The following is a 21,166-nucleotide window of genomic DNA, read 5'->3' as shown; positions in this document are numbered from 1 at the left end:
GATGAGCGAACCCTCCAATACGGCTCAGCCGTCTGCAGTCGTATTTGCCTATCACAGCGTTGGCGTGCGCAGCATCAAAACCTTGCTGGCACGCGGTATCGATATCAAACTGGTCGTCAGTCATGAAGACAGTCCGACCGAGACCATTTGGTTTGAATCGGTCGCAGTGCTTTGTGAAGAACATGGCATTGCACGCATTACGCCGGACAATCCGAATACGCCAGAAGTGATTGCGCAAATCGCTGCGTTACAGCCAGATTTCATCTTCAGCTTTTATTATCGCAATATGTTGTCCAACGATATTTTAACGCTGGCATTACGCGGAGCCTACAACTTGCACGGTTCTTTATTGCCGAAGTACCGTGGTCGTGTTCCGGTAAATTGGGCAGTGCTGCATGGAGAAACCGAAACCGGCGCAACACTGCATGAAATGACGGTCAAACCAGATGCTGGTGCCATCATAGGGCAAACAGCGGTTCCGATCTTACCCGACGATACGGCGTTTGAAGTATTTGGCAAATTAACCGTTGCGGCTGAGCAAACTTTGTGGAATGCCTTGCCAGCACTAATCGCGGGAAATGCCCCACGCATACCGAATGATTTAAGCAAGGGAAGTTACTTTGGTGGACGAAAACCTGAAGATGGCCACATAGACTGGACCAAATCCGCACAAGAAGTCTATAACCTGCATCGAGCGGTAGCACCGCCCTACCCTGGCGCGTTTACCGAGATCAATGGCCTGCGATTCATTATAGAAAAAGCACGTCTAATTAATCATTCCACCACAAAACTCCCTGCAAATTTGCCGCAAGGACTATCTGTAGTGGATAATGTCGTTTTTGGCGTCTGTGGTGACGGCAAGGCAATTGAGATTTTAGCCTTGCAACACGAAGGTAGAACGCTGGACAAAGCGGCATTGACGCACCTGTTTCCTTAAGGCTCAAGTCTTTTGCAACTCAGAGTAAGGTCGTTTGTCTAGAGTGACGCTAGCCGAATCCTATATCCGAATCTACTATAAATAATTTCTCAGAGAAACTACTATGAAAAAAGTCCTCATCCTTGGCGTGAATGGTTTTATCGGTCATCACCTTTCCAAACGTATTCTCGAAACGACGGATTGGGAAGTTTATGGTATGGATATGCAAACAGAACGTCTGGGTGATTTGCTCAAACATCCACGTATGCATTTCTTTGAAGGCGATATCACCATCAATAAAGAATGGGTTGAATACCATGTCAAGAAGTGCGATGTGATCTTGCCTTTGGTCGCGATTGCAACACCATCGACTTATGTAAAACAACCTTTGCGCGTGTTCGAACTCGACTTCGAAGCGAATTTGCCTATCGTGCGTTCTGCAGCGAAATACGGCAAACATCTGGTGTTCCCATCTACATCTGAAGTGTATGGCATGTGCCACGATGATGAATTTGATCCGGAAAATTCTGAATTGATTTGTGGCCCTATCAATAAACCACGTTGGATTTATTCCTGTGCCAAGCAATTGATGGATCGCGTCATCTGGGGTTATGGCATGGAAGGTTTGAACTTCACCCTCTTCCGTCCGTTTAACTGGATCGGTGCAGGTTTAGATTCTATCCACACCCCGAAAGAAGGTTCTTCACGCGTAGTAACACAATTTTTCGGTCACATTGTCCGAGGTGAAAATATTTCTCTGGTTGATGGTGGCGCGCAAAAACGCGCTTTTACTTATATTGATGACGGTATCGATGCCTTGGTACGCATTATCGCGAATAAAGATGGCGTCGCTTCGGGCAAAATTTACAATATCGGAAACCCTACCAACAATCACTCTATCCGTGAATTAGCGCACATGATGTTGGAACTGGCCGCTGAATATCCAGAGTACGCAGAGTCCGCGAAAAAAGTGCAATTGACTGAAACCACGTCTTCCGCCTATTACGGTGGTGGTTATCAAGACGTACAAAACCGCGTACCAAAAATCACTAATACTTGTGAGGAATTAGGCTGGGCACCAACCACCACGATGGCTGATTCTATGCGTCATATTTTTGATGCTTACCGTAGTCAAGTAGCTCAAGCACGTGCTTTGATGGACTAAGAGTCCGCCTTTGTCAGGACTGACACCTTGTGCGAGTCCTGACACTTTCCGTATCTGAATATTGCTTTAAACAAAAAAGTCACTGATGCCCACTATCGTATTAAAGATTGATGTGGACACCTACCGAGGCACCCGCGAGGGAGTGCCAAACTTGGTGCGCATCCTCAAGCAACATCAAGCCAATGCCACATTCTTGTTTTCCTTAGGTAAGGATCACACGGGATGGGCTTTGCGCCGTGCATTTCGACCTGGTTTTTTTAAAAAAGTCTCACGGACTTCGGTACTAGAACATTACGGCCCTAAGACTTTGATGTATGGCGTATTTTTGCCTGCACCAGATATAGGCAAAGAATGTGTGGAAGAAATGCGGGCAACTAAGCGTGCTGGTTTTGAGTGCGGCATTCACTGCTGGGATCACGTAGTCTGGCAAGATAATGTACGTCGACGTGGAGAAGCATGGACGCAGAAGCAAATGCTGGCTGCCTACGAACGTTACAATGAAATTTTTGGTGCGCCACCTAAGACCTATGGCGCTGCAGGATGGCAAATGAATCCCCATGCGTTTGCACAATTGGACCAATTTGGTATGCAGTATTCATCCGATACGCGGGCGATGCTAAAGGAAGACGGCTCACTAGCGAACCCCGCAGCCGGACCATATCGTCTCAGCCATGGCGATCAGGTATTTGACTGCGTACAATTGCCAACCACCCTACCAACCTTGGATGAATTACTGGGCGTAGAAATTAATGGCACGGTGGTCACCGAGTCCAACATTGCCTCGGTTATTTTAGGTTTGACGGCTGAACCGAAAAATCATGTATTTACTATGCATGCAGAGCTTGAAGGCCAAAAACTTGCCCCCATATTAATCGAATTGCTCAATGGCTGGAGCGAACAAGGTTATCTATGTATCTCGATGGGGCAATTTTTTGCCAATATCCGTGAACAAGAATTACCGGTTCATCCATTGACATGGGCTGAGCTCCCCGGACGCTCAGGAGAATTACTCGCACTAGATGCCAAATAAGCGACTAGCCGTATAGATTTCTCCACAAATCATTTTCTAGGAGAACCTTGTGTCAGAAAATCTCAGCATCCACAATAACATCAACAATGAAGCCATCAGTGCTTTGGGTTGTGAGGTTCCGCAGTTTTCCGCAGCGATGACGGGTGCCACAGAGTTTCAGTTAAGCGCTCATGCGGGCAAAAAAATTATTCTTTATTTTTATCCGAAAGATAATACGCCGGGCTGCACCACAGAAAGTATTGCCTTCCGCGATATTCATGCTCAGTTGCTGGCAAACAATGCTGTGATTTTTGGTATTAGCCGCGATAGCTTGCGTTCACATGAAGGGTTCAAAAGTAAATTGGAATTACCGTTTGAACTCATTTCCGATCCAGATGAAACACTCTGTCTGATGTTTAATGTGATGAAAATGAAAAACATGTACGGTAAACAAGTACGTGGCATAGAACGCAGCACGTTTGTTATTGACGAGTCTGGCAAATTAGTGAAAGAATGGCGTGGAGTGAAGGTCGCCGACCACGCTCAAGCTGTATTAGATTTTGTGAGTAGCCGAACCTAATTGAAACCACGTCAATATCAATCAAAATCAAACGAAAGCCGTTTCAGAAGACTAGCCGGTCTTCTTAAGCGGCTTTTATTTTTGTTATTTTACTTCCGTCTTTTTTTACTTCGTAATTCAACTTTATTAAGAGGTTCGAATGCCTTTACCCAAATTGCCGACTAAACCAGCGGCCCTGCTTTCTCCTAAAGATTATCCAAAGGCAAGTCAGGGGACTCATAAAAAAACCACTGAATCTGAATTAAAAACGGCAACGAATAATAAGTCTAAAGCAAATGTGGTCGCTAAGACTGTACCGGTACCGACTGCAAGACCAAACCCATCTCCTGCTAAAGAAGTGGCGAGAGTCGTTGCAGCAACGCTAGAAAAGACGGTACAAAAAGCAGTGGTCGCGGACAAATCAAAGCACAATCCTGCAAAATCACCCGTCAGCAAGGCCGCAGACAAGAAAGGGATTACCAAACTCTTTGTTTTAGATACCAATGTCTTAATGCATGATCCGACATCCTTATTCCGTTTCGAAGAGCATGATGTATATCTTCCTATGATCACCTTGGAAGAACTGGATGATCACAAGAAAGGCATGTCAGAAGTCGCCCGCAATGCGCGTCAGATTTCACGTTCCTTAGATGCCTTAGTAGGCGACATTCAGAACGACGATATTGAAAAAGGCATAGAGCTGTCCAAGCTTGGCAATAAAGATGCCAGAGGTCGTTTATTCTTCCAAACCAAATTGCAAGGCGGCACCCTGCCTCAAGGCCTGCCACAAGGTAAAGCCGATAATCAGATTCTCGGTGTCGTACGCGCATTGGAGGCTGAATTTCCGGGCCGCCCTATCGTTCTAGTGTCAAAAGACATTAATATGCGTATCAAAGCCCGCGCTTTGGGCTTACCTGCGGAAGATTACTTTAACGATCATGTACTGGAAGATTCCGATTTACTTTACACAGGTATCGTGCAATTGCCCAATGACTTCTGGAGTAAACACGGCAAAGGTATAGAAACCTGGCAAGAGAACCGGAATGGCATCAGCACCACTTTTTATCGCATTACCGGCCCGCTGATTCCTAGTTTATTAGTGAATCAGTTTGTGTATATGGAGCCGAATAACGGCGAAGCTTCATTTTACGGGCAAGTCCGGCAGATCAACGGCAAAACTGCAGTGCTGCAAACCTTACGTGATTATGGACACTCCAAACACAGTGTATGGGGCGTCACTTCACGTAATCGTGAACAGAATTTCGCGCTGAATCTATTGATGGATCCTGAATGTGATTTCGTAACTTTGTTAGGTCAGGCCGGTACTGGCAAGACCTTGTTAGCCTTGGCAGCAGGCTTGGCACAAGTCTTAGAGACCAAGACTTACAATGAAATCATTGTTACCCGTGTCACCGTGCCGGTCGGTGAAGATATTGGGTTCCTGCCTGGTACAGAAGAGGAAAAAATGTCGCCTTGGATGGGGGCTTTTGACGACAACCTTGAAGTACTGAACAAATCCGACAATGATGCGGGGGATTGGGGGCGTGCGGCGACCCAAGATTTAATCCGTTCCAAAATAAAAATTAAATCACTCAACTTCATGCGTGGGCGCACCTTCGTGAATAAGTTCTTAATTATTGATGAAGCCCAAAATCTCACGCCGAAACAAGTCAAAACTTTAGTCACCCGAGCTGGGCCTGGTACCAAAATTATTTGCCTGGGTAACATCGCTCAAATCGACACGCCGTATTTAACTGAAGGCTCCAGCGGCTTAACTTATGTAGTGGACAGGTTCAAAGGCTGGTCACATAGCGGACATGTGACTTTAGCAAGAGGAGAACGATCTCGACTTGCCGATCATGCCAGCGAAATTCTCTAGCTGACATTAAACAACATAAAGGCGCTTTAAGCGCCTTTATTTTCATCAAATTAGTTTATGTGAGGAAATAAACTTTACAATTAAGTGATGCAAATGAGTGATGAAAATGAGTGTTGAAATGCGCGCTGATAAATGAGCGTTTTTTGAGCATTCCCTCATTCAATCGTCTCCCCAATTAACAGTGCTTAGCACTGAGGGATAAGATTGATTAAGGAAATAGACGAAATTTAGCTCATCTACCACATTAAAAATAACCAACATGCAAAGTAGCAATGAACGACAATACCAATCACGATGATGCGCTTTTCTTTATCGAAGACGACACGATAGAAAATGACGCCAGCGATGAGGGTAATTTGCTGACTTGGAATATCTTGATCATCGATGATGATCCGGATGTACACTCTGCCACCATGTTCGCATTACATGGTCTCAAAATTCAAAATCGTCCACTCCGCTACTTCCATGCCTACTCGACTACGGAAGCGCGTCGCATACTCCTACACAGCAAAGACATCGCAGTCATCTTGTTAGATGTCGTCATGGACGATGACGATGCAGGTTTGCAATTAGTCAGCTACATACGTCACACACTGTTAATGAAAGATGTACGCATCATCTTAAGAACAGGACAAGCCGGATACGCGCCAGAAATGGAAGCAATTCGTGATTACGAGATTAATGATTACAAGAGTAAAACAGAATTAACGCAGGCAAAGTTATTTACCGCTGTGACTTCCGCCATCCGTTCTTATGAACAGATCTGCATGATTTCTGCCAATAAATCTGGCTTAGAAGCGATCATTAAAGCCAGTGCCAGATTAATGGCATTGAGTGATATTCAAGAATTTGCAGAAACCATCATAGAACAAGTGATGGATTTAGTAACGCATGATGTAGATGCCTTTATTTGCGCCATCAATCTGAGCGACCTGTCGATATCGGGAGAAGACCTAAGCAATGGTGCTCACGTCATCGCCAGCAAAGGACGATATCTGGATTGGAATAACCATCCCTTTGTACAAGTTGCCGAGCGCCATCAACAAGTCTTGGTGCAAAAATCCCTATTTGAACGCAATCATATCTATCAGACTGATGCGACCGTCTTGTATTTCAGCAATCACGATGGCGTCAGCATGGCCATGTATTTCGACTGGGGCGTGCATAACAACACAAGTCAGGTGCGATTGCTTGATATGTTTTGTAGCAACGCATCTGTCTGTCTTGAAAACGTGGCATTAAGTTCGCGCATGCATAACCTGGCATTCTTTGATCCTCTGACAGGGCTATCAAATCGTTTGCAATTGTTGCAGTCTCTGGGCGCTAGCCTACAATCGCACAAAAAATACGACAGCGTGTTGGTCTTAGTCGATATCGATCATTTTTCCGAAACAAATGATGCACTCGGCCATCAATTTGGTGATTTCTTATTGTGCGCAGTAGGTCGACGCTTGGTCGACCATTTTGGCGATGCTTGCCAAATCGCACGAATCGGCAATGATATTTTTGGCATGCTTGGCCATGAAGAAATGATTTCTCCAGAAATGATTTTGAGCATATTCTCCAAGCCATTCACCGTAGACAGACAAAAATTGCAAATTTCGGTGAGTCTGGGATTAATTAAACTATCCGATTACGAACTGGCCGCTCCTGATGCATTAAAAGACGCAAATATTGCTTTAAAACGCGCAAAAATTCACAACCGCTCTGGCTATACCTATTTCACACGTGACCTTGGCGTAGAAATTCGTGAACGGGTAAGGATGATGCATGCACTACGTGCGGCATTCGAAAAGGACCGTCTCTTCATCGTCTATCAACCGCAAGTTAACATGCAAACAGGAAAAACGGTGGGTGCCGAAGCGCTTTTGCGATGGAAAACGGAGGAAGGCACTTTTATCCCGCCCGACCAATTTATCCCTATTGCGGAATATTCGGGTTTAATTGTTAATATCGGCGAATGGGTGTTACGCAGTGCATGTTTCGAATGGAAACAGCTATGTGAACACGGCAATAAGGATTTTCGTATTGCCGTCAACGTGTCGCAAGCGCAGTTCTCGCATCCGCTCTTTTTACAAAGCGTAGAACGTGCAGTCAGCGATTCAGAAATCTCTCCCCATTGCCTGGAGCTGGAGATCACAGAGTCTATGGCAATGACTGATCCAGAAGCCTTGATTACCAGCATTTCCAAGCTAAAAGCCATGGGCGTGCGTGTATCAATTGATGATTTTGGTACCGGCTTTTCCTCCTTAAGTCATTTGCAAAAACTCAAAGTGGATAAATTAAAAATTGATCGCGCTTTTGTAAATCAAATGAGCAATAACGATGCGAGTATTGCGAAGATGATCGTGCAATTGAGTCAAAGTTTAAAAATAGATGTGATTGCTGAAGGTGTTGAGACGCAAGAACAAGCTGATCTCTTAATGTCATTTGGTTGTGATTATGCGCAAGGATTTTTTTATGCCAAGCCACAGACCAAAACCGAACTCACGCATTGGCTAGCCGCATTTGATGTGACTCGCTCCTAGCTCGATACTAGTCTTCCAATCCCTGAAAACACACACGTAACATGTTTTCCACAATCATGTCTTTGTCCATCTTGCTAAACCGCAGCAAATACTCCACGGCGGGATCACAACTGCGAGCGTAATAGCTAAATAAAATCACATCGGAACTTAATTTATTGCTTAAGGCCCCCTCCTTCTGAGCAGTAATCACCAACTTTTCCAATTGCGAATTCAGTTTAATCACCTTACCGACGTATTTTAGATTCCGCATTAGCATCTCGCGTACCGCATTACTGGTTGAAGGCAAAAATGGCAAACCACCATCCAAACGCACTCTCAAAGCCCATTCTAGCAAGGCCGAGAGCTTTTCCTTAGCAGAATAATCCGCAGGAAAGGACTCCAATTGCGTCGTTGCGCCTTCCAATAATCTGATCATCGCCGCCCCCACCAAATCTTCCTTAGATTTAAAGTGTTTATACAAGCTAGGTTTGGAAATGCCAATTAAATTAGCCACATCATCCATGGTCATTAAGTCGAAACCCTTGCTAGCGAGCACGTTTGTTGTCGCGTCAAGAATGGCGTCTTCTCTCAGGCGGAAGGCCTGATCTTTAAAATTTAATTTGCTAAAGATACTCATAAGTATTAATATCTACTAATTAGTAGCGTTTTTGTCGGATCGGTATTAATATTAACACTGAAGGTCGACAAGGACAATTAATTCAGTTGATTTATTAAGCATAGACGCAAAATCAGCGCCTCAGAAAGTAGACGGTATGACGCAACAAGTCAAAAAAATTGCAGTGATTGGATCGGGTATCTCCGGCTTGGCGAGCGCCTATTTTTTGCAGAAAAAATATCAAGTAAGCCTATTTGAAGCTAATAGTTATCTGGGTGGACACACCAATACCGTTGATATTGAGCTCGAAGGTAAACAACAGGCTGTCGATACTGGGTTTCTGGTCTTTAATCATAAAACCTATCCAAATCTGATCGCACTGTTCAAGGAACTGGATGTGGCTAGTTACGCCACAGACATGTCATTTGGCGTTTCATTAGATCATGGTCGCCTTGAGTGGGCAGGCACAAATTTAGACACTGTATTTGCACAAAGAAAAAACATCGTGTCTTTAAGCTTTTTACTTATGCTCAAAGACATACTTCGCTTTAACCGCGATGCAGAGAACAACCTGCTGGAGAGTGAACGTAGCAAAATCAGCTTAGGTGCATTGCTCGACGCGCATCAGTATAAGCAAGCATTCCGCGATCAATATTTGGTCCCAATGGCGGCCGCGATTTGGTCGAGTTCGCCTAAGGATATTTTGCAATTCCCCGCCAGCACTTTCTTACGCTTTTGTATAAATCACTCACTATTGCAAGTGAATGACCGCCCTCAATGGCGCACTGTCTCAGGTGGAGCGCGAAACTATGTCAGAAAAATTGCGGCGACACTCAAAGATGTGAGGCTCAATTGTCCTGTTCATTCTGTAAAACGCAAAGATCAATCTGTAATCATCAATAGCATGCAAGGCGATGAAAGCTTCGATGCGGTCATCTTTGCTACACATGCACCGGATACCTTGCACATGTTAATGGATGCTAGTGCGGAAGAGCGCCGCCTACTTTCACAAGTACGCTATCAGGCCAATACAGCCTACCTGCATACTGATCAAAATTTAATGCCTCGCAATCGAAAAGTTTGGTCTGCGTGGAATTACCTCAGTACCGGATCACAAAGTACCCCAGACTTACAAGGAGTTTGCGTCAGCTATTTACTCAATCAATTACAGGATTTACAAATACAAACACCCGTCATGGTGACGCTCAATCCACCTCAACCACCGGCAGCAGAAAAACAATTAGCTCGTTTTGAGTACGATCACCCCATATTTGATCAACATGCAATTGATACACAAAATGAATTGCCCGCCATACAGGGGCAACAGCGCACCTGGTTTGCAGGTGCTTGGACCGGTTATGGCTTCCACGAAGATGGTCTGAAATCAGCATTGCGGGTATTACGCGACTTTGATGCAGCGCCTTCCTGGTCCACGGTACCTTAATATGAAATCACTTTTGATCAAAGCGAATGTAATGCACCTGCGACTGAGGCCAGTCTGGCATCGTTTTGTCTATCCCGTGTTTATGCTCAGAATTAATTTGAATGAAGCATATAGCGCCAAAGTACCCTTCACAAGTTTCATGCTAGGCCTAAATAAATGGCGACCACTTTCAATTTATTTCAAAGATTATGGTCCGCGTGATGGCAGCAATCTGATTACATGGGTACAGCAAAAATTGGGTTCTGAATCCATTCTTGACATCACGGAAATTGAGCTACAAAGTTTCCCGCGTGTGTTCGGCTATGCCTTCAATCCAATTAGCCTGTGGTATTGCTATGATGAACAGCGAGCACTAAAAGCCATCTTGGCCGAAGTAAACAATACCTTCGGCGAGCATCACTTTTATCTTTTGCACGCAAGAAATCATCAGGTAATTGAGTCGGATACCGTCTTAACTAGCAAAAAAATGATGCATGTCTCACCGTTTTGTGAGCGCAAGGGTCATTATCAATTCAACTTCAAAGAATCGCTCAACAGACTATCCGTAAAAATCGACTATCACGATGATGCCGACAGTACGGCATACAAATCGAGTTTGATTCATACGGCCATTGTTGGTCGCAAGCTGGCTTTAACCAATACCAATTTATTGTCTGCACTAATTAAGCAACCATTTTTAGGCTTGGGCGTATTGTTTCGCATCCATTGGCAAGCCTTCATTCTGTGGCGAAAACGTGTGCCGTTTTATCGGCAGCCGCCTGCATCAACTTCTCAACTAACCATCGGTACCTCTAGCGAACAGGAGCAAACAAAGTGAGTTCTATTCCCGACATGGCAACTACAATACGCTCAAATGAGCAAGGAAGGTCCACTTCGATACCGGCTAGTGCTCAGCTATTTATGCGCATGCTGGCAAAAATCAAACACGGTAATTTGCACTTAATTACCCCCTCAGGTGCCGTGCATAAATATGGCGATCAGCATTTGGCACAAGCGGTCAGTTTGCACCTACATGATTGGCAAGCCTGCAAAAAAATTCTGCAAGGCGGAGACATAGGTTTTGCCGAAAGCTTTGAAGCGGGATGGCTGAGCACCAGCGACTTGACCGCTCTTCTTCGTTTAGCAATTAAGAACGAAGCAGCTTTGGACAAAGCCATCTTCGGCGGAAAGCTAATGGGTCTGTGGTACAAATTAAAGCACCTGATGCGTCCCAATACGCGTAAAGGTAGTCGCAAGAACATTCATGCCCACTATGACATTGGCAATCCGTTTTATCAGTTGTGGCTAGATCCTAGCTGGACTTATTCCAGTGCGGTGTTTTTTGGTGATTATCAGATCAGCCTGCAAGAAGCACAATATCGCAAATATCAACGCATCATCGACGCACTCGGTCTCAAAGCGGGCGATCGTGTGCTTGAGGTCGGATGTGGCTGGGGCGGTTTTGCAGAGCATGCAGCAATGTGCGGCATCTTTGTGCACGGTATTACCATCTCCACGGCGCAACTAGAGATCGCCAAACAAAGAATTCAAGAAAAGAACCTGCAGAATTTAGTCCAGCTCGAACTTTGTGACTATCGCGATCTGACCGGCACTTACGATGCCATCGTGTCCATAGAAATGTTTGAAGCCGTAGGTGAAGAGTACTGGCCTGCTTATTTTTCCTGCCTGCAGTCACGCCTAAAGCCAAAAGCCAAAGCATTAGTTCAAACAATCACTATTGACGAGTCTCGATTTGAACGCTACCGCGCTGGCACGGACTTTATTCAGCAATATATTTTCCCCGGCGGCATGCTCCCAAGTCCGCCACGTTTCATGCGACTGGCAGAAATGTATGGTTTACAGACCCTAGATCAATTTGCTTTCGGCAAAGACTATGCAGAGACCTTACGTCGCTGGAATAAGGATTTTGAAGAGCGCAAAGAGAGTATCCAACAATTGGGATTTGGCACTGCCTTCCAGCGCATCTGGCAGCTTTACTTCTCTTATTGTGAAGCGGGATTTGATGAAGGACGCACCGACGTCTATCAGTTTCTATTACAAAAAGAAGTGTAGATCAGGCAAATACAACCATGAAACTATTCATCAAGTTAGTTCAGTCTATCGCTATTGTGGTGATTCTCGGTTTAGCTGTTCCTGTGCACGCCGATGTTTGGCGCAAAGATATGCCGCAGGCTAAACTCGTCGGTAGCGGAGAATTTAGTTGGTGGGGTTTGTCTATTTATTCGGCCAAGCTGTGGCAAGAGCCAGCTGCAGTTGGCAGCTCTACTATCTTCAATCCACAACAAAGCTTCGCACTAGAAATCACCTACCATAAGACGATCAGTCGGGAACGTTTTGTCGACACCAGCATAGAGGAAATAAGACGACTTCATGGTGAGAATTTCAACCAAGAACTAATGCAACAGTGGCGCAGCTATATGACTAAAGCATTCACCGATGTGAAAAGCGGCGATCAGTTAATTGGCGTCCACATACCGCAATTCGGATGTCGTTTTTATAGCCATTCAAAACTTTTGGCTGAAATCCCTGACGAAAAATTTTCAAACGCTTTCTTCTCAATCTGGTTAGACCCTCGCAGCAAAGACAGTCAACTCAGAGCCAAATTGATGGGACAGCGTGATGGAACAAGATAAGTGAAGATCTCCGCCCTACTATGCTATGGCTTATTGGGACTGCCGCTAGCAATGGCCGCCCTGCCAGTCTATGTTCAAATTCCTAATTACTATACAACGCAATTGGGTTTGCCATTGGCTGGCACGGGGCTTATGCTCTTTTTTGCACGTCTAATCGATACCGTGCAAGATCCCTTTTTAGGAAGAGTGATCGACAAAATCAGATCGGATAATCCTTATTGGCTGCTAGCTTCAGGCTTCTTATTGTGTGCGGCGTTTTTTGGTTTATGGCTACCACCTGATTACATACGCCAGCATGAATTTCGTTTGCTGTTGTGGCTAGGATTGATGCTTATTCTTGCTTACACCGCACATAGTATGTTGAACATTGCCTACCTGACTTGGGGTGCTGGGCTTGCAAAGTTGACACCCGAAACAAATTTGGAAGAGAAAAATTCTTTCTTATTAGGCGCAGCCGCGTGGCGCGAAGGTTTTGGTCTAATCGGCGTTATTTTGGCCAGTATCTTACCAGCCTGGATTTTACAAACACCGGCAGATCTCAGACTAGACTATCTTTGGCAATACAGCTTAGGTTTTGGTTTGATCTTAATGTTTGCGATTGCGATGCTAATGAACGCATCACCTAAACCGGCGCGTCACCAACTACATGCCAAAATTTATTGGCGACAGATAGTAAGCACGCCAATGTTTCGCCGCTTGGTGACGGTTTACTTTTTTAATTCTTTGTCAGTTGCGATACCTGCGACCCTGCTGTTATTTTTCATCAACGACCAGATCCGCACGCCAGAAAAAACCGGGCTATTTCTTGGTGGGTACTTCATTGCTGGCGCATGCGGCTTACCTTTATGGATTCAGTTTGCACGAAAACATAGCACACGATTTGCCTGGCAAGTCAGTATGTTGTTAGCAATTTGTAGTTTCATTGGTGCTGCATTTTTAGGTGCTGGTGATAGCACTGCTTTTCTTATCGTCTGCATCGTCTCTGGCTTAGTCCTCGGTGCAGATCTGGCTTTACCTCCGGTCTTGTTAGCGGAAAGTGTGACGGACAAAAGTAGTTTAGGTAGCTACTACGGCATCTGGTCTCTGATCAGCAAATTGAGCTTGGCATTAGCGGGCTTAAGTCTGCCTTTATTACATTTAATCGGTTTTCAATCAGCCAACCTAAATCCGCATATCCAACCGCAATTGAGTCTGGTCATCACTTATGCATTGATTCCATGTTTTTGCAAACTCATTGCATTTCAACTCCTTAGAAAGTCCACATCATGATTAAGAAATGTCTGTTGATGTTTATCGCGTTTTTACTAAGTGCCTGTGCTATTACAGATGTCAATCACTATAAAGACGTCAAACCACAATTCGACTTAGAGAAATACTTTAGTGGTACCACCGACGCTTGGGGCATGTTCCAGCAACGCAATGGCGCGGTAATTAAGCGCTTCCATGTAGTAATCGAAGGTAAGCGCGTTGCTGACGAACTGATACTCGATGAGCAATTTGTCTACGATGACGGCACTAAGCAACAACGTATCTGGAAACTCAAAAAAAGTACGGACGGGCGCTGGATAGGAAATGCCAGCGATGTGCAAGGCGATGCCATCGGTGAAACCGCTGGCAATGCATTTAAGTGGCAATACACATTATTGTTGCCCGTCGATGGCACCACCTACGCTATGCAAATGGATGACTGGATGTATATGATTGACGAGCAAACGATGATAAATCGTGCGCGCATGAGCAAATTCGGCATTGATGTTGGTGAAGTGACGCTATTCTTTCGTCGGAGATCATAATGCCCAAGTTGAATTGGCTTACTAAGTTTTCGTCAGAGCTATTTGGCACACTTAATCACCCAATAGACAATTGGAGCGGGAAAACCGTTTGGTTAGTGGGTGCATCTAGTGGTATCGGTGCAGCTTTAGCCCAACGCCTGCTGAATCAAGGTGCCAAAGTTGTCTTGTCGGCTCGCCGCATCGAGCAATTAACTAGTATCGCGAACGCGCACCCTAATGCACTGATAAAGGCGTTTGATGCGAGCGATAAGCGTTCATGGACAGAAATACATCAACAAGTTCTTCAGGAATTAGACCGCATTGATTTAATCATTTTTTGTGCCGCAAGATATCAACCAGAACGAACTTGGGAACTAGATTCGCTCGACGCCCAACTTACTTTAAATACAAATCTCTTGAGTATCTACCACGGCTTACAAAGCGTGTTACCTGATATGCTACAAAGACGACAAGGTGGAATCGCCGTGATCGCTAGTGTCGCTGGCTATATTGGTCTACCCAATGCCAGTGTTTATGGACCAAGTAAGGCGGCATTGATTAACTTGGCTGAAATAATGTATGCCGACTTACAGCCTAAAGGTATCAACGTGTATTTGATCAATCCTGGCTTCGTGAGTACGCCTTTAACTGCAAAAAATGCTTTCTTTATGCCCGCAATCCAGACACCGACCCAAGCTGCAGACGCCATACTACTAGGCATGCTACACGGTAAATTTGAAATCCATTTTCCAAAACGCTTCACTTATTTTTTGAAATTTCTGCAATGCTTACCCTACCGCTTGCGTTTCATTTTATTGCGTCGTTTAGCCAATGAGTAGCAACAAAACCTATTTTCTTTCATCACACGACAGGAGTAACCAAAGAAATGACGACATCTTTAAGCGCCCAACTGATGTTGTGGTACGCCACTCTTACGCCTGATTCCTTGACCAAAATCGACCAGTATTATGCACCTGACGCACGGTTCAAAGATCCCTTTAATGAAGTGCTTGGTAGCAAGGCGATTAAGGTGATATTTGAACACATGTTCGCCACCACCCAGAATCCGCGTTTCGTTTTCATCGATGTGATTGAGCAAGACAAACAATGCTTCTTAAGCTGGACATTTCATTTTGATTTAGGTGGCAAATCCTACGAAGTCATGGGCGGATCACATCTACGTTACGACAAATCCGGCAAAATCATAGACCACAGAGATTATTGGGATCCTGCAGAAGAACTATGGCAAAAAATGCCCCTGATCGGCGGCTTTATTCGTTTCTTGCGACGTCAATTTTTAGTAAAACAGCCTAGGGTCTGTTGACCTACATTTTAGGCAAGCGTTTCAATCAAAACGCAGGATGGCAAGGCGCATCTCGCCGCTGCGGCTGGGCGCCCCAGCAAGAGATGCAACGCTGTCCATCGTGCGTTTTGATTGAAACCCTTCGGGAATGGCTCAAATGAGCACACGGCGTTGTTGCAATCTGCTTATAGTGCTTGCACTACGTCGCAGCTTGCGCCTAGCCCTGTGCTCATTTGCGCGCATTCGCTCGCCTAAAATGTAGATCAACAGACCCTAGTTAAGAAATATGAAATACAGAGTGTCCTCCGTCGCAAATATCCGTAAGCAAAGGAAATCCCTCTGAAGCTAGCGATTTCCATATTTTGTATAGCTCGCATTCTGCTAAAATTGCTTTCTTACTGACTATACAATGCTTTAATGTATATGGCTTGTTGGTCAAATTTGCACTCATTTTAGCGATTGGCCACCATGTCTATTTCTTCCCGCGTAATCTACCTCGACTCCAATGCCACCACACCTGTCATGCCACTAGCGCTAGAGGCTGCTCGTGCCGTTATGGAGGATGATTACGGCAATCCAAGTAGCGTACATAGTAGCGGGATTCAGGCAAAAGCCGTTATGGAACACGCGCGTAAAACCGCTTGTGAATTATTGGGCAGCGAAAATGGCAAACTCTTATTTGTCAGCGGTGCAACTGAGGGCATACAAACCGCTGTCTTCTCGGCTCTGCTAGCACTGCGCGACAAGTTAGCCAAAGGTGAAAAAGTTGGTACTGATCTCTTGTATGGAGCGACTGAACATAAAGCCGTCCCCGAATCCCTGCAGCACTGGAATCAGGTATTAGGCTTGAATTTCAATATTATCGCTATCCCAGTCGATCACGCTGGTCGTCATGATTTGGCCTTTCTGAAGGCTCATCTTGCCACAGCAGGTTTAGTCTGCACCATGGCGGCGAACAATGAAACAGGCATTATTACCGACTTAGAAGGCATAGAAGCCTTGCTCAAAGGCCATCCAGCCTACTGGTTGGTTGATGGTGTACAAGCTCTAGGTAAATTGCCGCTCAAGCTAAATCAGCATCGCATAGATTATTCTTTGTTCTCGGGCCACAAGCTCTATGCGCCCAAAGGTATAGGCTTATTGTACGTACACAAAGATGCACCATTCACCGCTTTATTAGCCGGAGGTGGGCAAGAAGGTAGTTTACGTTCCGGTACCGAAAACGTTTCGGGAATTGCAGCACTAGGTGCGGTGCTTGAGGCTCTGAGTGATGGACATACTTTCCGTGAACACGCAACTTTGGAAAAATTCCGTCTGCAATTATTAGACGCTGTCAAAGAAGCCTTTCCAGGTTTGATCTTGAATGCCCCGTTAGAGCAAAGTCTACCAACCACTCTAAATTTCTCAGTTCCTGGCTTAACCAGTAAAGAGTTATTAGATCTATTTGATGCGGCCGACGTTCGTGTTAGCGCCGGTTCCGCCTGCAGCGCCGCAAAAGCCCAACCTAGCTTCGTATTACAAGCAATGGCTTTACCCGAATGGCAGGCCGCGAGCGCGGTGCGTATGTCATTTGGCCCAGCGGTGACGGCTGAATATATAGAAGAAGCATGTCGCAGGATTCGTGTTTGTGGCGAGGCGTTGCGAAAAACCTGCATGGTTACCGGCGATATTGAACCTCTGCCAGCCGAAGGCGTGATTCAGTTGAGTTTTGGCGCAGCATGCACTTGGATAGTTGCTGACTCTGCCAGCAAGCAATGCGTCGTCATTGATGCTTTACCTGAATTGATCGAGCGTATTGCAAAATATGTACGTTGCCAGACTTACACGGTAGCCGCCATTGTTGGGACAGGCAGTCACCCACAACAAAACCAACACAATCAGGCATTGGCGACTTTGTTAGCAGACGCTTATACCGGCGACTTAGAGGCATCTATCACCAAGCATAAAACCGTATCAACATTGCAGTTATCACCGGCTCTGATTATCAATGGAATCACTTTGGGTGAGAAATTTTTTGCGCAACTCAATCTATCCACCGCGCAAAACAAACCTGTATTCTTATTCGGCGAACGCACAAGAGACACTCAAGATGCCGCAGCCAAAACCAGCTTCGCTTTCTGCGGCGATTTACTCGACGCTAAGAATCAAACGGAGAGCACCACACCACCAAGTCAGCAAGAAATTGCTGCCATTAAGTCAGAATTAAAATCCTTCATTGCCCCAAATACTTTATTGTGTGCGGCTCACGATTTTGAAAAACGCTTAGTGACCATGTTTGATCATGATACCGAGTGCTGCCTCGAATCAGTTACTGTGCCTTCGGCCGATCTGCAGGAGTTTATTACGACACATCCAGGAACTATTTTGGTCGATGTACGGGAGCCGTATGAACAACAGTTGAGCCACTTTGATGTTCCAGAAGGAAGTGAAGTTATACATGTTCCCTTGACTCGACTGGCAAATGGTGTGGAACGCTGGTTAAAGCAAAACGAAGCGAAAACCACGCCGATATTGTTTTTCTGTCGTACCGGTGGCCGCAGCTCGCAAGCAGTACAATGTCTGCGTCGTCTGGGCTATGAAAATGCTTGGCACATCGCTGGCGGCTTGGCTCTGTGGCAGCACTGAACAAGCCTCTGAAGTTAAGAATTAAACCGCGAATTTCGATTCGGATTGGAGATGACCAGGGATGCACTTTTCGAGGTAGTTTTGGCTGCGAATGAGGCGACAATAGCGAGCTGTTGGCAACGAAGAGCAACAAAAATGACCAAAAAAATGCGCCTGCGGCGCGCCTAATAGAAAATCTCGGTTAGATTAAGCACTCCAATAAAAAAAGTCTTCAGGATGATTATCTTGAAGACTTTTTTGTTGGGGAAATTTAGAAATCAGTTTTAATGTCTAGTTATTTCTTCCCTAAAGGATCGTTAGGGGTAGCAGCTCTGGGCATCGTGATCAAATCATCTGAGTTAACAGTTTTCACATCAGTGGTAGAACGTACATCACGCTTTTGAGGAATCATACTGCCGGTTGTATAACGACGCTCAACTGGGCCTTTCGCTTCTGCCACTTCATTGTTATCAACACTTGCACAGCCAGAAAAACAGTTCAATAACAACAGACTCAAGAAAATTTTCTTCATACTTGCCCCAAAAAAAAGTGATTTGAACGATCAATCTCAAATTGATAATTAACGAAACTTCTTTATCTACTTCAATTACAGCCAAAAGAAATTTTCGTACCCACTGTATTTTTGTTTGAAAAAGAAGTCAAGAAATTTTCAAAATAAAAATACTAATACGCATTTTCAAGCAAGATTAACAATAGAATTCACCATCACGAGCAAAGTAGCGCTCACTTAATTATTTCCATTCACCTCTGAGTATTTGCACCTGTTGCTGCAGATTTTGTGGTGTCACCGACGCAGGGTCTTGTGGCTCACCGACAATCAATTCCAAACGCGAAAAGGGACCACGACGGAATGATCGATGAAATGGATTACCTTTGTCGCGCGAGAGTAGGCTGCCCCAGAGTCCACGTAATGCCATAGGGATCACTGGTACTGGACTACGTTCAACAATTTTCATTACCCCACCTTTGAACTCATTGATCTCACCATCGCGAGTCAATTTTCCTTCAGGGAAAATACAAACTAAATCGCCCTCATGCAGTGCCTGTGCAATATCGACAAAAGACTTCTCCATCAACCAAGGATCATCTTTAGCCGATGCGATCGGTATCGCCTTTGCAGTGCGGAAAATCCAAGACAAAAAAGGGATTTTGAATATGCCGTGATCCATCACGAAACGAATGGGTCGTGGGCTATATGCCATGATGACGATCGCATCCATATAGCTGACGTGATTACAGACCAAGACCGCAGCACCTTGCTCCGGAATTTTGTCGATATTAATTCCTTTCACGCGATGTACAGTATGTATCAATATCCACGCTACAAAACGCATTAGGAATTCGGGAACAACGCTGAAGATATAGAGCGCCACTAAGGCGTTCAGAATCGCCGTTGCCATAAAAATCTGTGGAATGGTAAACCCCTGCTTCAACATTAGCATCGCTGCCAAAGCCGCGACGACCATGAACAAGGCATTCATGATATTCATACCGGCAATCGTGCGCGATAGATGTTTAGGATCACAACGGGTTTGGATCAGAGCGAACAAAGGCACGATATACAAGCCGCCAAAAATACCAATCATAAAAATATCAAATAGAATTTTGTGACTACCGATTTGATCGATAAAAGTCATTGCGGTCACTGTTGCTGTATTGGTGTACATCAAACTCGACAAATAGAGATCAAATCCGAAGATCGACAAGCCGATGGCGCCGAAAGGAACCAAACCAATTTCAACTTTGTGTCCCGACAAACGTTCGCATAACAAAGAACCAGCACCAATCCCGAACGAGAATATCGTTAGTAACAAAACGAAGACACCATGATTACCATGCAAATAATCTTTAGCGTAGAGTGGAAATTGTGCAAGCAAAATAGCGCCATAAAACCAGAACCAAGAGTTCGCTAACAAGGACAGAAAAACTGGACGATTTTTTTTACTAAAACTGAGATTACGTACTGTTTCTGTGGCGGCATTCCAATTGATCTTCAATTCAGGTACAGGTGCTGGTGAAGCAGGAATGCGTAAGCTAAATAGCCAACCTAATACCGCAATCAAAATACATCCACCAGCGACCAATTCGACACCCCAAGGCTTATGTACGACCAACATCGCGCCTAAAATTTCACCTAACAATATGCCGACAAAGGTTCCCATTTCAATCACACCATTTCCACCGACCAATTCATCCGCATGCAAATGTTGTGGCAGATAAGCGTATTTTACTGGGCCAAATAAAGTGGAGTGGATCCCCATCCCCGCAACTGCAGCAACCAGTACCCAAATGTTATGCGTCATCCAACCAAAAGCGGCGATTACCATGATGCCGATTTCAAGTAACTTTACGTAGCGCGCTACTTTTCCTTTCTCAAACTTGTCAGCGAGCTGCCCGGACGTTGCTGAAAACAAGACGAAGGGCAAAATGAATAAACCGGGAATCAAATTATTCAATAAGCCAACATCCATCGTCGTCCAAGTTAAAGCATCGTAAGTCAAGACGGTGAGTAAAGCTGTTTTGAAAACATTGTCGTTAAATGCCCCAAAAAATTGCGTCCAGAAAAACGGCGCAAAGCGGCGTTCTTTTAATAGAGTGAACTGGCTGTGTTGGCTCATATCAGGAAAGGCTCGCGAGTGCGTCCATTAGCAAAAAAGCCAATTCTAAAGTAATTGGCTTTGGAATTGGCTTATTTTTTTGTTAGGGAATATTCGGCAACAAACTATTGCTTCGCCCCA

At 45.0% G+C, this 21,166-nt stretch carries 18 protein-coding genes; 15 read left to right on the top strand and 3 right to left on the bottom strand.

What is annotated here, in order from left to right:
- The first annotated feature begins 1 nt into the window (after window position 1).
- From AC1RR2_RS00630 to AC1RR2_RS00605, 6 genes are all read left to right on the top strand, one after another.
- Window positions 2-937 (top strand): formyltransferase, encoded by a 936-nt coding sequence (locus tag AC1RR2_RS00630; protein WP_493220362.1) that lies wholly within the window; start codon window positions 2-4, stop codon window positions 935-937.
- Window positions 938-1,040: 103 nt separating this feature from the next.
- Window positions 1,041-2,081: a bifunctional UDP-4-keto-pentose/UDP-xylose synthase gene (locus AC1RR2_RS00625; protein WP_493220361.1), complete on the top strand. Its 1,041-nt coding sequence runs from the start codon at window positions 1,041-1,043 to the stop codon at window positions 2,079-2,081.
- An 85-nt stretch (window positions 2,082-2,166) separates the two neighbouring features.
- The gene (locus tag AC1RR2_RS00620) at window positions 2,167-3,111 is read left to right on the top strand and encodes a polysaccharide deacetylase family protein (RefSeq protein ID WP_493220360.1); all 945 of its coding nucleotides are present in this window, start codon (window positions 2,167-2,169) and stop codon (window positions 3,109-3,111) included.
- Between the two features lie 79 nt (window positions 3,112-3,190).
- Window positions 3,191-3,670 (top strand): peroxiredoxin, encoded by a 480-nt coding sequence (locus AC1RR2_RS00615; RefSeq protein WP_493220687.1) that lies wholly within the window; start codon window positions 3,191-3,193, stop codon window positions 3,668-3,670.
- A gap of 139 nt (window positions 3,671-3,809) precedes the next feature.
- Window positions 3,810-5,528: a PhoH family protein gene (locus tag AC1RR2_RS00610; RefSeq protein ID WP_493220359.1), complete on the top strand. Its 1,719-nt coding sequence runs from the start codon at window positions 3,810-3,812 to the stop codon at window positions 5,526-5,528.
- Between the two features lie 272 nt (window positions 5,529-5,800).
- A complete protein-coding gene (locus AC1RR2_RS00605; RefSeq protein ID WP_493220358.1) occupies window positions 5,801-8,056 on the top strand; it encodes a putative bifunctional diguanylate cyclase/phosphodiesterase in 2,256 nt (751 codons plus the stop codon).
- A 7-nt stretch (window positions 8,057-8,063) separates the two neighbouring features.
- On the opposite strand, the gene AC1RR2_RS00600 is transcribed toward AC1RR2_RS00605, so the two are convergent.
- Window positions 8,064-8,672, bottom strand: coding sequence for a TetR/AcrR family transcriptional regulator (locus AC1RR2_RS00600; RefSeq protein WP_493220357.1), 609 nt, complete (start codon window positions 8,670-8,672; stop codon window positions 8,064-8,066).
- Window positions 8,673-8,808: 136 nt separating this feature from the next.
- Here AC1RR2_RS00600 and AC1RR2_RS00595 point away from each other — a divergent pair, with 136 nt between their 5' ends.
- The 9 genes from AC1RR2_RS00595 to AC1RR2_RS00555 all read left to right on the top strand — a co-directional run bounded on the left by AC1RR2_RS00595 (window position 8,809) and on the right by AC1RR2_RS00555 (window position 18,428).
- Entirely contained in the window at window positions 8,809-10,095 is a 1,287-nt protein-coding gene (locus tag AC1RR2_RS00595) for an NAD(P)/FAD-dependent oxidoreductase (protein ID WP_493220356.1), read from the top strand.
- A gap of 1 nt (window position 10,096) precedes the next feature.
- Entirely contained in the window at window positions 10,097-10,912 is an 816-nt protein-coding gene (locus AC1RR2_RS00590) for a DUF1365 domain-containing protein (RefSeq protein ID WP_493220355.1), read from the top strand.
- A gap of 14 nt (window positions 10,913-10,926) precedes the next feature.
- Window positions 10,927-12,147: a class I SAM-dependent methyltransferase gene (locus AC1RR2_RS00585; RefSeq protein WP_493220686.1), complete on the top strand. Its 1,221-nt coding sequence runs from the start codon at window positions 10,927-10,929 to the stop codon at window positions 12,145-12,147.
- 17 nt (window positions 12,148-12,164) lie between these two features.
- Window positions 12,165-12,728 carry a chalcone isomerase family protein gene (locus tag AC1RR2_RS00580; RefSeq protein WP_493220354.1) on the top strand — a complete coding sequence of 188 codons (564 nt, stop codon included), beginning with the start codon at window positions 12,165-12,167 and terminating at the stop codon, window positions 12,726-12,728.
- Window positions 12,729-13,997, top strand: a complete 1,269-nt coding sequence (locus AC1RR2_RS00575) for an MFS transporter (RefSeq protein ID WP_493220353.1) — start codon at window positions 12,729-12,731, stop codon at window positions 13,995-13,997.
- Window positions 13,994-14,521 (top strand): DUF3833 domain-containing protein, encoded by a 528-nt coding sequence (locus AC1RR2_RS00570; RefSeq protein ID WP_493220352.1) that lies wholly within the window; start codon window positions 13,994-13,996, stop codon window positions 14,519-14,521. The genes AC1RR2_RS00575 and AC1RR2_RS00570 overlap by 4 nt, the downstream gene beginning before the upstream one ends.
- On the top strand, window positions 14,521-15,339 hold the full coding sequence (locus tag AC1RR2_RS00565) for an SDR family NAD(P)-dependent oxidoreductase (RefSeq protein ID WP_493220351.1): 819 nt from the start codon (window positions 14,521-14,523) through the stop codon (window positions 15,337-15,339). The genes AC1RR2_RS00570 and AC1RR2_RS00565 overlap by 1 nt, the downstream gene beginning before the upstream one ends.
- 47 nt (window positions 15,340-15,386) lie before the next feature.
- Window positions 15,387-15,824 carry a nuclear transport factor 2 family protein gene (locus tag AC1RR2_RS00560; RefSeq protein ID WP_493220350.1) on the top strand — a complete coding sequence of 146 codons (438 nt, stop codon included), beginning with the start codon at window positions 15,387-15,389 and terminating at the stop codon, window positions 15,822-15,824.
- A gap of 447 nt (window positions 15,825-16,271) precedes the next feature.
- Window positions 16,272-18,428, top strand: a complete 2,157-nt coding sequence (locus AC1RR2_RS00555; RefSeq protein ID WP_493220349.1) for an aminotransferase class V-fold PLP-dependent enzyme — start codon at window positions 16,272-16,274, stop codon at window positions 18,426-18,428.
- A 274-nt stretch (window positions 18,429-18,702) separates the two neighbouring features.
- Here the strand turns inward: AC1RR2_RS00555 and AC1RR2_RS00550 are convergent, their stop codons facing one another.
- Together AC1RR2_RS00550 and AC1RR2_RS00545 are read right to left on the bottom strand one after the other, a co-directional pair.
- Window positions 18,703-18,939 carry a hypothetical protein gene (locus AC1RR2_RS00550; RefSeq protein WP_493220348.1) on the bottom strand — a complete coding sequence of 79 codons (237 nt, stop codon included), beginning with the start codon at window positions 18,937-18,939 and terminating at the stop codon, window positions 18,703-18,705.
- A gap of 220 nt (window positions 18,940-19,159) precedes the next feature.
- Window positions 19,160-21,046, bottom strand: coding sequence for an MFS transporter (locus AC1RR2_RS00545; protein WP_493220347.1), 1,887 nt, complete (start codon window positions 21,044-21,046; stop codon window positions 19,160-19,162).
- Between the last annotated feature and the right edge of the window lie 120 nt (window positions 21,047-21,166).

The sequence above is a fragment of the Undibacterium sp. GW821-FHT11H02 genome, assembly GCF_058808015.1.
Note: the sequence above shows the minus strand (reverse complement) of the source record. Positions and strands in the feature narration are given on the sequence as shown.

Coding starts and splice junctions, on each gene's coding strand:
- AC1RR2_RS00630 (WP_493220362.1), top strand. CDS start 2: ATGAGCGAACCCTCCAATACGGCTCAGCCGTCTGCAGTCGTATTTGCC.
- AC1RR2_RS00625 (WP_493220361.1), top strand. CDS start 1,041: ATGAAAAAAGTCCTCATCCTTGGCGTGAATGGTTTTATCGGTCATCAC.
- AC1RR2_RS00620 (WP_493220360.1), top strand. CDS start 2,167: ATGCCCACTATCGTATTAAAGATTGATGTGGACACCTACCGAGGCACC.
- AC1RR2_RS00610 (WP_493220359.1), top strand. CDS start 3,810: ATGCCTTTACCCAAATTGCCGACTAAACCAGCGGCCCTGCTTTCTCCT.
- AC1RR2_RS00605 (WP_493220358.1), top strand. CDS start 5,801: ATGAACGACAATACCAATCACGATGATGCGCTTTTCTTTATCGAAGAC.
- AC1RR2_RS00600 (WP_493220357.1), bottom strand. CDS start 8,672: ATGAGTATCTTTAGCAAATTAAATTTTAAAGATCAGGCCTTCCGCCTG.
- AC1RR2_RS00595 (WP_493220356.1), top strand. CDS start 8,809: ATGACGCAACAAGTCAAAAAAATTGCAGTGATTGGATCGGGTATCTCC.
- AC1RR2_RS00590 (WP_493220355.1), top strand. CDS start 10,097: ATGAAATCACTTTTGATCAAAGCGAATGTAATGCACCTGCGACTGAGG.
- AC1RR2_RS00585 (WP_493220686.1), top strand. CDS start 10,927: ATGGCAACTACAATACGCTCAAATGAGCAAGGAAGGTCCACTTCGATA.
- AC1RR2_RS00580 (WP_493220354.1), top strand. CDS start 12,165: ATGAAACTATTCATCAAGTTAGTTCAGTCTATCGCTATTGTGGTGATT.
- AC1RR2_RS00570 (WP_493220352.1), top strand. CDS start 13,994: ATGATTAAGAAATGTCTGTTGATGTTTATCGCGTTTTTACTAAGTGCC.
- AC1RR2_RS00565 (WP_493220351.1), top strand. CDS start 14,521: ATGCCCAAGTTGAATTGGCTTACTAAGTTTTCGTCAGAGCTATTTGGC.
- AC1RR2_RS00560 (WP_493220350.1), top strand. CDS start 15,387: ATGACGACATCTTTAAGCGCCCAACTGATGTTGTGGTACGCCACTCTT.
- AC1RR2_RS00555 (WP_493220349.1), top strand. CDS start 16,272: ATGTCTATTTCTTCCCGCGTAATCTACCTCGACTCCAATGCCACCACA.
- AC1RR2_RS00550 (WP_493220348.1), bottom strand. CDS start 18,939: ATGAAGAAAATTTTCTTGAGTCTGTTGTTATTGAACTGTTTTTCTGGC.
- AC1RR2_RS00545 (WP_493220347.1), bottom strand. CDS start 21,046: ATGAGCCAACACAGCCAGTTCACTCTATTAAAAGAACGCCGCTTTGCG.